This window comes from Devosia sp. Z11_6, from assembly GCF_058133665.1.
Genome location: NZ_JBYUNQ010000001.1, coordinates 743,812 through 758,219 on the forward strand (window position 1 = coordinate 743,812; position 14,408 = coordinate 758,219).

13 protein-coding genes are annotated in these 14,408 nt (G+C 63.5%); 3 read left to right on the forward strand and 10 right to left on the reverse strand.

What is annotated here, in order from left to right:
- Positions 1-5 precede the first annotated feature (5 nt).
- The 3 genes from AC3YMN_RS03535 to AC3YMN_RS03545 all read left to right on the forward strand — a co-directional run bounded on the left by AC3YMN_RS03535 (position 6) and on the right by AC3YMN_RS03545 (position 3,648).
- On the forward strand, positions 6-1,526 hold the full coding sequence (locus AC3YMN_RS03535; RefSeq protein WP_489888949.1) for a carboxypeptidase M32: 1,521 nt from the start codon (positions 6-8) through the stop codon (positions 1,524-1,526).
- A gap of 3 nt (positions 1,527-1,529) precedes the next feature.
- Positions 1,530-2,474, forward strand: a complete 945-nt coding sequence (locus tag AC3YMN_RS03540) for an isoaspartyl peptidase/L-asparaginase family protein (protein ID WP_489888950.1) — start codon at positions 1,530-1,532, stop codon at positions 2,472-2,474.
- 217 nt (positions 2,475-2,691) lie between these two features.
- Positions 2,692-3,648: a nucleoside hydrolase gene (locus AC3YMN_RS03545; RefSeq protein WP_489888951.1), complete on the forward strand. Its 957-nt coding sequence runs from the start codon at positions 2,692-2,694 to the stop codon at positions 3,646-3,648.
- A 72-nt stretch (positions 3,649-3,720) separates the two neighbouring features.
- Here the strand turns inward: AC3YMN_RS03545 and AC3YMN_RS03550 are convergent, their stop codons facing one another.
- The 10 genes from AC3YMN_RS03550 to AC3YMN_RS03595 form a co-directional block, all read right to left on the reverse strand.
- Positions 3,721-5,166, reverse strand: a complete 1,446-nt coding sequence (locus tag AC3YMN_RS03550) for a glycoside hydrolase 5 family protein (protein WP_489888952.1) — start codon at positions 5,164-5,166, stop codon at positions 3,721-3,723.
- 165 nt (positions 5,167-5,331) lie between these two features.
- The gene (locus AC3YMN_RS03555; RefSeq protein ID WP_164854844.1) at positions 5,332-5,493 is read right to left on the reverse strand and encodes a hypothetical protein; all 162 of its coding nucleotides are present in this window, start codon (positions 5,491-5,493) and stop codon (positions 5,332-5,334) included.
- A 168-nt stretch (positions 5,494-5,661) separates the two neighbouring features.
- On the reverse strand, positions 5,662-6,645 hold the full coding sequence (gene rsgA / locus AC3YMN_RS03560; protein WP_127753622.1) for a ribosome small subunit-dependent GTPase A: 984 nt from the start codon (positions 6,643-6,645) through the stop codon (positions 5,662-5,664).
- Between the two features lie 59 nt (positions 6,646-6,704).
- Positions 6,705-6,851 (reverse strand): hypothetical protein, encoded by a 147-nt coding sequence (locus AC3YMN_RS03565; RefSeq protein WP_164854843.1) that lies wholly within the window; start codon positions 6,849-6,851, stop codon positions 6,705-6,707.
- A gap of 71 nt (positions 6,852-6,922) precedes the next feature.
- Positions 6,923-7,804, reverse strand: coding sequence for an ABC transporter permease (locus AC3YMN_RS03570; RefSeq protein ID WP_489888953.1), 882 nt, complete (start codon positions 7,802-7,804; stop codon positions 6,923-6,925).
- 2 nt (positions 7,805-7,806) lie between these two features.
- The gene (locus AC3YMN_RS03575; RefSeq protein ID WP_489888954.1) at positions 7,807-8,748 is read right to left on the reverse strand and encodes an ABC transporter permease; all 942 of its coding nucleotides are present in this window, start codon (positions 8,746-8,748) and stop codon (positions 7,807-7,809) included.
- 4 nt (positions 8,749-8,752) lie between these two features.
- On the reverse strand, positions 8,753-9,871 hold the full coding sequence (locus AC3YMN_RS03580) for an ABC transporter ATP-binding protein (RefSeq protein WP_489888955.1): 1,119 nt from the start codon (positions 9,869-9,871) through the stop codon (positions 8,753-8,755).
- Positions 9,868-10,908, reverse strand: coding sequence for an ABC transporter ATP-binding protein (locus tag AC3YMN_RS03585; RefSeq protein ID WP_489888956.1), 1,041 nt, complete (start codon positions 10,906-10,908; stop codon positions 9,868-9,870). Before AC3YMN_RS03585 ends, AC3YMN_RS03580 begins: the two co-directional genes overlap by 4 nt.
- 21 nt (positions 10,909-10,929) lie before the next feature.
- Entirely contained in the window at positions 10,930-12,450 is a 1,521-nt protein-coding gene (locus AC3YMN_RS03590; RefSeq protein ID WP_489888957.1) for an ABC transporter substrate-binding protein, read from the reverse strand.
- Between the two features lie 36 nt (positions 12,451-12,486).
- Entirely contained in the window at positions 12,487-14,319 is a 1,833-nt protein-coding gene (locus tag AC3YMN_RS03595; protein ID WP_489888958.1) for a gamma-glutamyltransferase family protein, read from the reverse strand.
- Positions 14,320-14,408 lie beyond the last annotated feature (89 nt).

The following is a 14,408-nucleotide window of genomic DNA, read 5'->3' on the forward strand; positions in this document are numbered from 1 at the left end:
TTGACATGACTGCATACCAAGATTTCGTCACGCGCTTCGGCGCGGTCAACGACGTGCTCAACGCCGTGAACATCCTCAACTGGGATGCGCGTACGATGATGCCGGCGCAGGCCAGCGTCACGCGCTCCGAACAGGTAGGCACGCTGACGGGCCTCGCGCGCGATCTGATCGTCGAGAGCAAAACGCGCGACCTGACCGCTGCCGCCGACGCGGAAACCGCCGGCCTGCCCGACGATTCCATCGAGCGATGCAGCGTGGTGCAGGCCAAGCAAGCCATCGACTTCCACCTGCGCGTGCCTGGTGAGTTGGTGCGCGAGCGGGCGGCCCAACATTCGGTGGCGAATGATGCCTGGATTGCCGCCCGGCAGGCCAATGATTTTTCGATTTTTGCGCCTCATCTGGCCGAAATGCTGCGCCTCTCCAAGCTTTATGCCGATGCGATCGGCTGGCAGGAGCATCCCTATGATGCACTGGTGGGGCTTTATGAACCCGGCGAGACCGCCGCCAGTTTGACGAGTCTTTTCAGCGCCCTGCGGGCCGGTCTTAAGCCGATCTACGACGCGGCCGTGGCGCGCCCGGCACCGCGCAGCGACTTTCTGTTCCGCACGGTGGATCCGGCCCTGCAGCGCAAGTTCGCTGCCCGGATGGCGGAGGCGTTCACTTTTGATCAGAACCGTGGGCGGCTCGATATTTCCGTGCATCCTTTCGAGGTGTCGTTCACGCGCAACGATGTGCGCCTGACCACGCGCTATCGTCCCAACTACATGCCGATGGCCTTGTTCGGCACCCTGCACGAAACCGGACACGGGCTCTACGAGCAGAACATTGCGCCCGAGCTGACCCGCTCCGTACTCGCGACCGACCTCATCGGGCTTTATGCCGTGGGTGGCACGAGCTTTGGCGCCCATGAGTCGCAGTCGCGGCTGTGGGAGAACCATGTCGGGCGCAGTCGGTCGTTCTGGCAGCGGCATATGGACGATCTGCGCAGCGATGTGCCAGGCGTTTATGACGATGTCAGCGCCGAGGAGTTCTACAAGGGCGTGACCCGGGTTTCGCCGGGCCTGACCCGGGTCGAGTCCGACGAGATGAGCTACGACTTCCACATCATGCTGCGGGTGGAGCTCGAGCAAGCCATGCTCGATAGCAGCGTGGCTGTCGCGGATGTGCCGGGCGAGTGGAACAAGGCAATCAAGCGCGATCTGGGGCTGGATGTGCCCGATGACCTGCAGGGGTGCCTGCAGGATATCCACTGGTCGGTGGGTTACCTCGGCTCGTTCCCGACCTATACGATCGGCAACATCACGGCAGCGCAGCTGATGGAAACTGCACGCAAGAACGTTCCCGAAGTGATCGCCTCGAGCGAAGCAGGTGATTATGCGCCGCTCGCGGGCTGGCTGCGCGACAATATCTGGCAGCATGGCCGGCGGTTCTCGCGCGATGAACTGCTGCAGCGCGTGACCGGGCGTTCGCTCGAGATCGCGCCCTATCTCAACTATCTCCAAGCCCGTTATTCGGAAGAGGCATAAAGCATGGCAAGTCTTGTGATCCACGGCGGCGCCGGCACCATTCCGCGTGCCAACTTTACGCCCGAGACCTACCAGGCCGCCCGGGATGGTCTGCGTGATGCGCTGCGCGCCGGCTGGGACGTCCTCTCCCGTGGTGGGTTGGCGGTTGATGCGGTGGAAGCGGCCGTGGTGGCGCTCGAGAAGCACCCGAGCTTCAATGCCGGCCATGGCGCGGTGCTCAATGCCGCCGGCGACCATGAGCTGGATGCCGCCATCATGGACGGCCGCACCCGCGCCGCTGGCGCCGTTGCCTCGGCCCGCGCCATCCGCAATCCGGTGCGTGCGGCGCGCCGGGTGATGGATGACAGTGATTGTGTGCTCTTGTCGGCCGGCGGTGCCGATGCCTTTGCGCGCGAGCAGGGGCTCGAAATGGTGGAGCAGTCCTATTTCACGACGCCGCTGCGCCAGCAGCACTGGCTGCGGGCCCAGGAAGAAAAGGCGGGCCTGCTGATGCGGCCGCGCAGCGAAGCCGAAAAGCACGGCACCGTGGGTGCGGTGGCGTTTGACGATCAGGGCAATCTGGCCGCGGCGACCTCGACCGGCGGCTATACCTATAAGCGCGTTGGCCGCGTTGGCGACACACCGGTGATCGGGGCCGGCACCTATGCCTGCAATGGCGTGGTGGCGGTGTCCTGCACGGGCCTGGGCGAGTATTTCATCCGCCGTGGCACGGCCCATGACATTGCCGCGCGCATCCGCTATCGCGGGGAAGCAGTGGCGGATGCTGCACAGGCTGCCATTGCCGATCTGACGGAAGACCAGTGCGGCGCCGGGCTCATTGCGGTTGATTTCGAGGGCCGGGTCGCCATGCCGCACAACACCGAAGGCATGTATCGCGGCTCGGTGACAGCCGAGGGGATCGCTTCGGTCGGCGTTTATGCCGACGATTTCAGCGCGGTGCCGCTGTAAACCGCACGGTGGGCGCGTTCACCGCGCCTGCCACTTGCGAGAAATTAACAATCCTCTTGTGCGCTTAAGCCCTGACATCGCCGCGCTGCCGGGTTAAGCGGAAGCCGAGCGTCGCAACGCCCCTCCCGGGGCGCGGCGGCGTAAGCGTTTTCAATGCCGCTTGGCTGGCCCGGAGCAAAGTGCGGGTCAGCTGCCCAGCGGCGCAAAGGGTAGTTTTATGGTTCGCAAGTTTATTCTCGATACCGATGGTGGCGTCGACGACGCTCAGGCGCTGCTGATGCTGATCGCTGCGGGGCGCACGCCTGACGCCATCACCACCGTGTTTGGCAATGTGGGGCTTGATGCCGCCACGCGGAACATTCTGGCGGTTCTCGCCGTAGGTGGGGCGGGCGATGTGCCCGTGCATAAAGGGGCGGCACGGCCGCTGACCCAGCCCATCATCGATGCCAAATATATCCATGGCGAAGATGGCCTTGGCGGTGCACCGCGGCCGACGCAAACGGCGCAGCCCGCCAGCGAAGATGCGGTTGGCTTCCTCGTTTCGAGCCTACGCGCAGCGGCCCCTGCCGGCGACAAGATCGATATACTAATGATCGGGCCGTTGACCAATCTGGCCCTGGCCTTGCGCCTGGCCCCCGACATCGTGGGCGGCATCGGACAGCTGACGATCATGGGCGCTACGGTTTACGGCCGCGGCAACACCACGCCCGCGGCAGAGTTCAATATCTATGCCGACCCGGAGGCGGCCGCGATCGTGTTCGGGGCCGAGATCGAGACCCTCGTGGCACCCTGGGAGCCCTGCGTTACCCATTACATGACGGGGGCGGAAGTGGATGCGATGTTCGCAGCGCTCCCCGAGTGCTTCGAAAAGCAGTTCTCGCTGGCCCTGGCCCACCATGCCCGGCAAACCAATATCGGCTATGGCGGGGAAGACCATTTCCGCTTCGTCGATCCGCTAGCCGCCGCGGCCGTGATCGAGCCCGGCATCGTGACCAAGACGATCGAAGCATCGATCGATGTGGCGCTGGCACCCGGCATCACCCGCGGCATGACCGTGGTGGACCCCTCGGGCCGGCTGGGCACGCCAAAGGTTACCGTGATCGAGGAAGCCCGGATCGAGCGGCTGGTGGCGCTGTATCAGCGCTCGGTGGCGTATCGTTCCGCTGCCAGCTAAGGGCAGGGCGCCGCTGCCGACGAACTTGGAGTAAGACCGTTATGAGCGGTCGTCTCCAGGGTCACGCTTCGGCTAAAGCGGCGTGATGGCGAAAGCGCGATCAGCCACGATTGGCTGCGGCGTGAATTCAAGCGCTCCGTTCCGGGCACTGGCGACATGCTGGTCGAGAGCGCGCCCATCCGAAGTGTTCCAGCCCGTGACCTGGTAAGTGCCTTCGGCAATGCCAGGAACACGGACCATGGTTGAGCGGGCGGAAACGTCGGTTCGCACCCGCCCATCCGCTGCCAGTTCATCGCGGCGCAAGAGCCAGAGCAGTGCCTGCTGGGCGTCGCCGCAGCCAAAGGCGTGAAAGCCTTCGGCGGTGATCTCGGTGTTGAGGTTGCGGCGCCTGAACTCGGTCCAGTTCAGGAGCGGCAGAAAGTCGGCCATGGCCTTTTGTGCGCGGCGCATGCCGGGCGTCAGCACATGGGGATGGCGATTGGGCCAGCGCATGCCGCCGCCCACCGCACCCGAGGCGAGATGGGCCCAGGAGATATGGCGGAAATACTCGTCGTCGAATGCTTCGGGCAGAGTTTTCTTCTTATCCTTGAAGCTGTGGATCGGGCCGTGCTCGGTATCGAGAAAGGGACGGTTGTCGCGGATCTCGGCGAGACTGTCGCGAACGATCTGGCCAAACAGGACGGCCGGCTGCACCGTGTCCTTGGGATTGTCGATCGGCCCCGAGCCATAGATATGGATGGTTGCGAAATCGAGATCCGGATGGCGGAAGATATGCTCGTGCAGAGCCATATGCGGCTTCCACGTCAACTCGGGCCCGAAGACGGAAACGGTCTGGGGATGAGCGCGGCCGTAGAGTTCGGTTTCCAGTTCACGGACATAGCTGGAGAGGTCATGGATGAATTCAGAAAAGTTGTCGGCGCTGTCGCCGGCTTGAGCGGGGTGAATTTCGTTCCACAGATCCCAAGCAAAGAGCGCGCCTGATCCACCCCAGCGGCGGGCGGCAAAGCCCAGCCTTGCCTTGATCAGCTGCCGGGTTTCGGGGCAGGTGAGGATCTCCGAGGGCGAGCGGAGCGGACCGCCATTGGCCGTGTTCCAAGGGTGCCAGCGCCAATGCAGCCAGGTCCAGAAGGTATCAACCGGGGTCAGGAGCAGGCGCAGGCCGATGCGCTCGCAAAGGGCAAATAGGTCGTCCCAGAACTGCACCATGGAAGGCACGTAGCGGCCAGCGGGGCGTTCGAAATAGCGGTGCCGGACTTGGGCATATTCCAGCATCAGCCGCAGACAGGTAACCCCGCTGTCCTTGAGCCACAGCAGGTGTTTTTCGACGCTTTCCGCGTCGCGGCGGCGAAACAGGCCGTTCAGCTCGGGCCAGCTGATAGCGTCGTTCTGCCCGATGGGCGTCCAGGGAGAGCCGGTTTCATCGACAAAGTATGGCGCGTGACGCGCCACCGAGATCCAGGAGAGGGATGGGGTCGCAGCGGAAAGAAGCGAGCCGTCCGCGCCAACAGCCTTACTCATCCAAACTCCTGATATTTAACTCAAGCTGCGAGCCAAATGGTTCGGGCCGGACGGGGTTCCTCCTGGCATGGACACATCAATTGGTCCAGAGCGGAGTGGCGCCCACCGTGGATGAACTCAGTGGATATTGGCCTCAGCAACGATCAAGAGGGTTGGAGCTGAAACTCACTTCCGCTCGCGTAGGGCCTTGCGGGCTCCGGCCGCGGCGCGGCGGATAATGGCGGCACGTCGATCATCCTCGTCGGCAGCCCACATCGGGTCCACCTTGTCTTCCTTCATGATCAGATGGCGCGTCGGCTTGGTATCGGGATGCAGTTCAGCGTTCATGAGGGTGTTCTCCTGCATGGACGGTGCGCCGCTGATGGTTAGCGATGTGTGAAGAAGGTCGATCAAATCTGTTACATCGCGGGACTGTGATCTGGCGGTGATGCATTCCGCGAATAGCTCGCCCGCAAGTCAGCGAACCACCCCTTAATGGTCCAGCTTGGGGCTTGCCTAGTGGCCTTTGCCGCCGCTTTCCAGCTGCAGCTTTCGCCAGCGGGCCAAGCGCTCCGGGTCGAGCGTGCCTGCCGCCACAGCTGCGCGAACGGCGCATCCTGGCTCGTGATCGTGGCTGCAGTTGCGGAACTTGCAAGCGGGGGCAAGCTCAGTGATTTCGGCAAACAGCATGTCGATGCCTTGGCCGACATCCCTTAAATGCAGGCTGCGCACCCCGGGTGTGTCGATTACCCAGCCGCCAGCTTGAACGGCGTGAAGAGAGCGCGACGTCGTTGTGTGGCGCCCTTTTGAGTCAGTCTCCCGGACCCTTCCGGTTTGCTGTGGCGGCTCTCCGGTTTCACCCACCAGCGTATTGACCAAGGTAGATTTGCCAACGCCCGATGAGCCGACCACGGCTACTGTGGAGCCAGCCCCGCACCAGGGCTGCAGCGCTAACGCGGCATCAGGCGAGCGAGCGTTCAGTGTAAGCGCAACCAGGTCGCGCTGCAGGCCCTTGGCCTGGCGCAGGTAATCGGCTGGGTCGCTGGCCATGTCGGCTTTGGTCAAGACGATAACGGGTTCGGTTCCTGCATCATTGGCGAAAGCGAGGTAGCGCTCGAGGCGAGCGGTGTTGAAGTCGGCATTGCAGGAAACGACAACCAGCAGGGTGTCGACATTGGCCGCGACGAGCTGGGCGGGCCTTCGGCCCTCGCCGGGACGCTGCAACAGCGTTTTGCGCTCCAGCCGTCGGTGCAGGAGCCCTGTCAGGGGATCTGCGAGGACCCAGTCCCCAACGGCGAAGTCAGCCGTGTCGGTACGCACCGGTAGATCGATGTCGATCTGGCCAGTCACCGAGAGCGCGGTGAGCCTCGCACGGTGCACGGCATCGATCCTGGCTGGGGTAAACTCTGCCTCCCCGGCCGAAAGCTGGTCCTGGAGAAATGTTCCCCAACCCAGCTGGCGCAACGAATCTGCCTGGTCCGGGGGTGGGGGCGACTTCACGCTCCGGCCCTGACAAGAAGCAGTGTTTGCAGCCCGAAGGTCGATCCCTGCGAAGCCATCTACTGCTCGCTGGAGGTCTGGTCGGGATCGGTGTTCTCGGTTTCGCCGGCGGGTTTGAGCTTGGCTTCAGCTCGTTCAGCCTTTTTCTGCTTTTGCAGCCGCTCGCGTTCCCGCCGTTCGAAGTCGTAATTGGGTTTGCGCGCCATGGATGCCTCTTTCTGTATGTCTGCGTAGGTGAGGCTTTGGCGCTCAGATTGCAACCCGTCCGCGCGCTTTCCTACTTGGAGCGTGGATCGAGCGCATCACGCAAACCGTCGCCCAGCAGGTTGAAGGACAGCACGGTGATGAAAATGGCCATGCCGGGCCACAGTGCCATCCAGGGTGCGTTGCCCATGAAGCGCTGCGCCGTGTTGAGCATCGAGCCCCAGGACGGTGCCGGGGGCTGCAGCCCCAGTCCGAGGAAGGACATGCTGGCCTCTGCAATGATGGCCGCAGCAATGGTCAGCGTGCTCTGCACCATCAGCTGGGGCAGGATATTGGGTAGGATATGCCGGAAGGCGATGCGCCAGCGCGGATTGCCGACGGCGCTTGCCGCTTCCACATATTCTTCGCTCTTGATCTGCAGCACCTGGCCGCGCGTCAGGCGGATAAAGAGCGGCATGGCGGTGATGCCGATGGCGAGCATGGCATTGGTCAGGCTGGGCCCGAGAAAAGCGGCAAGTGCAATGGCAAGGATCAGGAAGGGGCAGGCCAGCATCGCGTCGGTAAAACGGCTGATGAGGCCATCGACAAAGCCGCCGATGAAGCCGGCGGCGAGCCCAAGCGGGACGCCGATGGCGATAGCAATGGCGACCGAGGTCAGGCCCGCCATCAGCGAAGCGCGGGCGCCATAGATGATGCGCGAAAGGATGTCGCGCCCGGCCTCGTCGGTGCCCATCCAGAATTCCGCGCTTGGCGGCTTGCGGACGGCCGTCCAGCTTTGGGCCGTGGGATCATAGGGTGCGATAAGGGGCGCGAAGATCGCGACCAGCACCATGAACACTACGATGATCAGGCCGAACATGGCGCTTTTGTGCCGCACGAGGCGGCGCCAGACGCGATGTTGGGTCCAGGCGGTCAGTGGGTTGGTGCGCGGCGCAGAAGAAGAGATTGCGGCCAAGATCAGCTCCTCAGACGAGGATTAACAAGGATATAGCCGATATCGGCCAGGAGATTGAGGATGATGTAAAAGAGGGCCGTCACGAGGACGACGCCCTGCACCACCGGGTAATCCCGGGTGAACACGGCATCCACGATCAGCTTGCCGAAGCCGGGAATGGTGAAGATCTGCTCGGTCAGCACCGCGCCGGACAGGAGCGCACCAAATTCTAGCGCACCGAGGGTGATGATCGGCGTTAGGGCATTGCGCATGGCGTGCTTGAACAGCACGACCCATTCGCTTAGGCCCTTAGCGCGGGCGGTGCGGACGTAGTCGCTCTGCAGCGCCTGGATCATGGCACCACGCGTGTGGCGCATGATGACGCCGGCAATGCTGCAGCCGAGAACGAAGGCCGGCATGATCGTGGTGGCCAGATTCATCTGCCAGTTCTCGCCGGGGCTGACATATCCCGAGGCCGGCAGCCAGCGCAGATAGATGGAGAAGAACAGGATCATCATGATCCCGAGCCAGAAATTTGGGATCGAGATGCCGGCCAGCGACACGACGTTTGTCACGTAGTCGACGGGGGTGTTGCGCTTGAGCGCCGAGATCACCCCGCCGGTGATGCCGAGCAGCAGGGCGATAACAATGCCCATCACCGCCAGCTGCAGGGTCACGGGGAGTTTCAGCAGGATCAGTGAGGCGACGGGCTGGCCATGGCGCATGGAAACGCCCAGATCCCCGGAGAACACGCCCTGGACCCAGTAGAGATACTGCACGAAAATAGGCTGATCGAGATGGTACTGCGCGCGGATGGCGGCGACCGTTTCGGCATCCGGGTTCTCACCGGCCAGGATCAGGGCCGGATCGCCGGGCAACAGATGCTGGAGCGAGAAGATGATCAGCGACAGCAGGAATACGGTGGGGACCAGCTGCAGGAGGCGGCGGGCAAAGAGGCTCCACATGGCTCTAGTTCCTCCCTGCGGCCGTGATCGGCGCAGTCTCGAAAGCGGCAAAAAGCTGCTCGAGCTTGGGATTGCGGCTGGCGTCAGTCCGGGTCACGGGGCCAGGTTCGGGCAATTCGCGCCAGAAGGCGCAGGCATTGGCGTGGCCATTGGGTTCAACATCAAGCCGCATATCCACCTCCTTGCAAGCGGGGCGGGCGTGGGGGCAGCGGGTGTGCAAGCGGCAGCCCTGCGGGGGCGCCAGCGGGCTGGGCAGATCGCCCTGCAGGGTCGCGGCACTCGTTTCGCGCTTGGTGGGCGCGGCGACGGGGATCGCGGCCAGCAGCGCGCGGGTATAAGGATGGCGCGGGGCGCCAAAGATCATGTCGGCGGTGCCGATTTCCACGAGCTTGCCCAGATACATGACGGCAACGCGGTCGGCGATGTGCTTGACCACGCCCAGATCGTGGGAAATGAACACCAGCGCCAGTCCAAGTCGCTTCTGCAAATCCTTGAGCAAATTGAGGATCTGGGCCTGGATGGAGACGTCGAGAGCTGAGACGGCTTCATCGCAGATGATGGCGCGGGGCTCGGAGGCGAGGGCGCGGGCAATCACGACACGCTGGCGCTGGCCGCCGGAGAACTCGTGCGGATAACGGTTGGCCTGTTCGGGACGCAGGCCAACCATTTCCAGCAGTTCGGCGACGCGCTGGCGGCGCTGATTGGCGGGCACCACATTGTGCAGCATCAGCGGTTCAGCGATGGTCTGGCCGATGGTCATGCGCGGATTAAGCGAGGCATAGGGATCCTGGAAGATCAGCTGCACCTTGTGCCGGCGGCGGCGCATGGCGGCGTGGCCGAGCTTGGTGACATCTTCCCCGTCGATCCAGACCTGCCCGGCCGTCGGCTCGATCAGGCGCATCAGCAGGCGCCCGACCGTGGATTTGCCGCAACCGGATTCGCCGACAATGGCGAGGATTTCGCCCGGCATCAGCGCCAACGACACGTCGTCAACGGCTTTGACGCTGGCCAGCGGGCGACCCAGGAAGCTGCGCTTGGCGACGAACTGCTTTTCGATGCCGCGGATTTCGACAATCGGGTGAACGGCCGGCGCAGTCTGGGCTGAAACGGTGGAGGCGGTCATGGGACGAGGTTCTCCAGCGGAGTGCGCCAGCAGCGGCTGAAATGGCCAGGCGAGACTTCCAGCAGGTCCGGCATCTCGGCGCATTTGTCGATGCTGAAGGGGCAGCGGGCGCGGAAGCGGCAGCCGCTCGGTGGATTTGCCATATCGGGCACGGTGCCGCTGATTGCGGTCAGGCGCTCGCGCTTGCCATCAAGCCGGGGCAGGGAGCCGAGCAGGCCAACGGTATAAGGGTGTTCGGGAAAGGCGAAGAGCTGCTCAACCGAGCATTGCTCGACCACCTGGCCGGCATACATGACGATCACGTCGTCGCAGGCTTCGGCCACAACGCCCAGATCATGGGTGATGAGGATGATGGCGGTGCCGGTTTTCTCCTGCAGCTCGCCCATCAGTTCGAGCACCTGCGCCTGGATGGTGACGTCGAGCGCGGTGGTGGGTTCGTCGGCAATCAGCAGTTCGGGATCGCAGGCCAAGGCCATGGCGATCATCACGCGCTGGCGCATGCCGCCGGAAAGATTGTGCGGATATTGGTGGTAACGGGTTTCGGGCGAGGGGATGCGCACAAGGCGCAGCATCTCGATCGTCCGTTCCGCAGCTGCCTGTTTGGACACTTTGCGGTGGCGCAGGATGGCTTCGCTGATCTGGTCCCCAATCGTATAGGAGGGGTTCAGCGAGGTCATCGGCTCCTGAAAGATCATGGCGAGGCGATTGCCACGCAGATCGCGAATGGTGCCGTGCGGTTCGCCCAGGAGTTCGCGGCCGGCGAAATTGACAGCGCCCGAGATGCGGGCGCTGTCTTCGGGCAGGAGGCGCATTACCGCCAGCGAGGTCACGCTCTTGCCGCTGCCTGACTCACCCACGATGGCGAGCGTGCGGCCCTTGCGGACGGCAAAGCTCACGCCATCAACCGCGGTTACGGTGCGATCTTCGCCGGCGAAAACGACGCGCAGATCGTTGACCTCGAGAACCGGGTTGGCGGCAAGGTCAGCCCGTTTTTCTGGGCGGGCTGACAGGGTTTGAAGCGGAGTGGGCGTGCTCATTGCAGCGGTAATGCCTGTTGCTTAGTCCTGCCGGCTGACGCCGCCCAGACGGATGATGCCGTCGGGGAAGGGCTGGAAGCCGGACAGATTGGCGTTGTGGGCGAAGATCCACTGCGAGTGGTAGAGATAAACGATCGGCAGATCGCGCAGCAGGATCTCGATGGCCTGGGCGTATTTGGCCTTGCGCGTTTCGGTGTCCCCGACAGCGCGCGCTTCGGTCATGATCGCGTCCAGTTCCTCGTTGCAGTAGTGCGCATCATTGCCGGCTGCACCGCAAGCGAGCATGGGCGTGATGTTGAGGTCAGGATCGACGCGGCCGCTCCAGCCCACAAGGTGAGCTTCAAAGGCGCCTTCGCGGGCGATGTCGAGCAGGGTCATCAGCTCGGTCGGCTTGATTTCGACATTGATGCCGACTTCACCAACCATGGCCTGGATGATCTGGGCGACCTGCTGACGCTCGGCGTCGGTGGGCACCAGCAGTTCCACATCAACCGAGCTCACGCCGGCTTCGGCCATCTTGGCGCGGGCAGCGTCAAGGTCGCGAGCGGGAATGGGGTAGTTCTGGTCGTAGTATGGGCTGCTGGGTGGGAAGGGCTGGTTGCCGGTGGTGAACTGGCCTTCGAACACAACCTGGTTGATGGCGTCGCGATCGATGGCCAGGCTGAAGGCTTCCCGAACGGCAGCCCTCTTGCCGGCGTCGAGGTCGGCGCCGGAACCCGTAATATTGAAGGTCACGCCATAATAGCCCAGGCCCACGACGGGAGCGACCGCGAGGTTGCTTTCGCCCTGAACAGCCGGAACATCGGTCGCAGCAAGGCGCTCGATCAGATCCATCTGGCCCGAGCGCAGGTTGAGCAGGCGCACATTGCCATCGGGCATGCCACGATAAACCAGGCGGTCAAAGTGGTAGTTGTCGGCGTCGTGGTATTCGGCGAACTTTTCGAGGACAATGCGGTCCTGGGCAATGTGTTCGACGAACTTGTAGGGGCCCGAGCAGACTGGGCTGTTGGTGAAGTTCTCACCCAGCTCTTCGCCGGCCTTGGGGCTGATGATCATGCCGGCGCGATCGGTGAGTGCGGCCAGCAGCGGCACCGAAGGCTCGCTCAGATTGATCTGGAGCTGAAAGGGGCCGAGCACCTCGATGTTGGCGATGCTGCTGATCTCGGACTTGCGGCGCGAGGCTTCCATGGTCAGTGCGCGATCGAGATTGTACTTGATCGCTTCGGCATCGACCTTCTCGCCATCGTGGAAGGTGGCGTCTTCGCGGATGGTCAGGGTCAGCGCGGTGCTGTCGGCATTCCATTCCCAGCTGGTGGCCAGCATGGGTGCGATCTGGCCTTGTGCGTCGATGTCGACGATCTTGTCGCACAGCGACTGCAGCACGTGGCGGCCAACAAAGCTCCAGTTGGTTGCCGGATCGAGGGTATCGGGATCATCCTGCAGGCCGATATTGAGCACTGACTGTGCCTGAGCCGGCGCGGCAGCGATGCCCGTCAGGGCAAGGCTCGCCATCAGGGCGATGTGTAGTGGCTTGAGCATCATTCTGGTCTGTTCTCCCATTCGATATGATTGTTGCGGCTAGCGCGCGACCGCGTAGCCCTGCATTCCGCGCGGATTGGCTGCCGCCTTGATGACTTGCGTCGTCCCGTCCATCTCACGGGCGACGGCGCTGAGCCGGCCTTCCGACCAGGCATCCCCCAGGGTGATCTTGTGACCGCGCCGTTCCAGTTCCGCCTGGGTTTCGGCGGAATAGCGCGACTCGAGGGTCACGGCGCCAAGGCTGATCTCGCGTGGCCAGAAGGAGCTGGGCAGATGGTCGGTATGGAAGCTAGGCGCGTCGATAGCTTCCTGCAGGTTCATGCCGCCATGGATGTGGCGCAGCAGCATGATGAGCTGCCACTGATCCTGCTGGTCGCCGCCAGGAGTGCCGAAGGCGAGATAAGGAACGCCGTCGCGGAACACCATGGAAGGCGTGAGCGTCGTGCGTGGCCGCACACCCGGCGCCATGCTGGAATTGAGACCCTCATCGAGCCAGAACATCTGTCCGCGCGTGGTGAGGCCAAAGCCGAGACCTGGAATAACCGGGCTCGACTGCAGCCAGCCGCCCGACGGCGTGGCGGAAACCATGTTGCCCCAGCGATCCACCGCGCTCACCTGCACGGTGTCGCCGCGCTGGGCGCCATCGCGGGTGAGGGCAGGCTCGCCCTGTTTGTCGGTGGGCAGCAGCACATCGCGCGCAACGGTCGGCTCGCCGCCGCCGATACCCGGCTGGGGAATCGTGCCGACGGGCCGCAGCGGCGGCAGCGCGGAGTTGCGGCCCTCGGGGGAGCCCGGACGAACCTCCATCGAGGCGGTGTCGCCGATCAGCTTGCGGCGCTCATCGGCATAAGCATCGGACAGCAGCGCAGTCAGCGGCACATCGGGGCTGTCGCCATACCAGGCTTCGCGGTCAGCCATGGCGAGCTTGGCGCTTTCCACCACCAGATGCACGAAGTCGGGGCCGAGCGTGTCGACCTTGTCGATGCCGGTGCCCTTGAGCAGCTGCAGCATCTGGAGCAGCACCGGCCCCTGCGACCAGGCTCCGCACTTGTAAACGTCGTAGCCGTGATAGCTGACCGAAACGGGCTTTTCGATCTGAGGCTGCCAGTTGGCCATGTCCTCGGCGGTCAGCAGGCCTTTGTGGGCTTTGCCCGAAACGTCCCACACTTCCTCTGTCGCGCAAAACCGGTCGATCTGTTCGGCCACGGGTCCCTTGTACCAGAAGTCCAGCGCCGCATTGATGCGGGCTTCGCGCGTTGGCGCCTTTTGGGCGTCATCCAGAATGCGGGTGTAAAGCGCCGCGACCTGCGGGTTGCGAAACAGCTTGCCTGCTTCGGGTGCCGCGCCGTTGGGCAGGTATAGTTCGGCCGAGCTTGGCCAATGGGTGGTGAACAGCTCGCGCATGGACGCGATGGTGTTGGCGATGCGTGGCACCAGGGGATGGCCGTTGGCCGCGTAGTAAATGGCCGGCGCCAGCACATCTTCGAGTTCGGCCGTGCCGAAATCACGCAACAGAGTCAGCCAGGCGCCGAATGCCCCCGGCACGCAGGCCGGCAGCATGCCAGTGCCCGGAACAACGGTCAGGCCAAGTTCGCGAAAATAGTCCAGCGTTGCCTTGGCGGGAGCAAGGCCTTGCCCGGAAATCACGATCGGCTCGGAGGCGCCGGCGGGCGTTACCAGAATTGGAACTTCGCCCGCGGGGCCGTTCAGATGCGGCTCCACGATCTGCAGCACAAAGCCCGCCGCGACAGCGGCGTCAAAGGCCGTGTGACCTTTTTCGAGAATCGCCATCCCCGTAGCCGATGCGAGCCAGTGGGTGGTGGACACCCCCCCGAACGTACCGCGCAGTTCCGGACGTGTTGTAAAGCTCATCTTTTCCCTTCAGCTTCTCGGATACGCCCTTGAGGCGCTGTGGACAAAACTCGTATCAGCTGTGAGTATTGTATACGATACAGCTGTGC

What these genes read in the sequence shown, in the direction of transcription:
- AC3YMN_RS03590 (WP_489888957.1), bottom strand. Translation starts at nt 12,450, where the DNA reads ATGATGCTCAAGCCACTACACATCGCCCTGATGGCGAGCCTTGCCCTG.
- AC3YMN_RS03580 (WP_489888955.1), bottom strand. Translation starts at nt 9,871, where the DNA reads ATGACCGCCTCCACCGTTTCAGCCCAGACTGCGCCGGCCGTTCACCCG.
- AC3YMN_RS03565 (WP_164854843.1), bottom strand. Translation starts at nt 6,851, where the DNA reads ATGGCGCGCAAACCCAATTACGACTTCGAACGGCGGGAACGCGAGCGG.
- AC3YMN_RS03555 (WP_164854844.1), bottom strand. Translation starts at nt 5,493, where the DNA reads ATGAACGCTGAACTGCATCCCGATACCAAGCCGACGCGCCATCTGATC.
- AC3YMN_RS03535 (WP_489888949.1), top strand. Translation starts at nt 6, where the DNA reads ATGACTGCATACCAAGATTTCGTCACGCGCTTCGGCGCGGTCAACGAC.
- AC3YMN_RS03550 (WP_489888952.1), bottom strand. Translation starts at nt 5,166, where the DNA reads ATGAGTAAGGCTGTTGGCGCGGACGGCTCGCTTCTTTCCGCTGCGACC.
- AC3YMN_RS03540 (WP_489888950.1), top strand. Translation starts at nt 1,530, where the DNA reads ATGGCAAGTCTTGTGATCCACGGCGGCGCCGGCACCATTCCGCGTGCC.
- AC3YMN_RS03575 (WP_489888954.1), bottom strand. Translation starts at nt 8,748, where the DNA reads ATGTGGAGCCTCTTTGCCCGCCGCCTCCTGCAGCTGGTCCCCACCGTA.
- AC3YMN_RS03595 (WP_489888958.1), bottom strand. Translation starts at nt 14,319, where the DNA reads ATGAGCTTTACAACACGTCCGGAACTGCGCGGTACGTTCGGGGGGGTG.
- AC3YMN_RS03545 (WP_489888951.1), top strand. Translation starts at nt 2,692, where the DNA reads ATGGTTCGCAAGTTTATTCTCGATACCGATGGTGGCGTCGACGACGCT.
- AC3YMN_RS03585 (WP_489888956.1), bottom strand. Translation starts at nt 10,908, where the DNA reads ATGAGCACGCCCACTCCGCTTCAAACCCTGTCAGCCCGCCCAGAAAAA.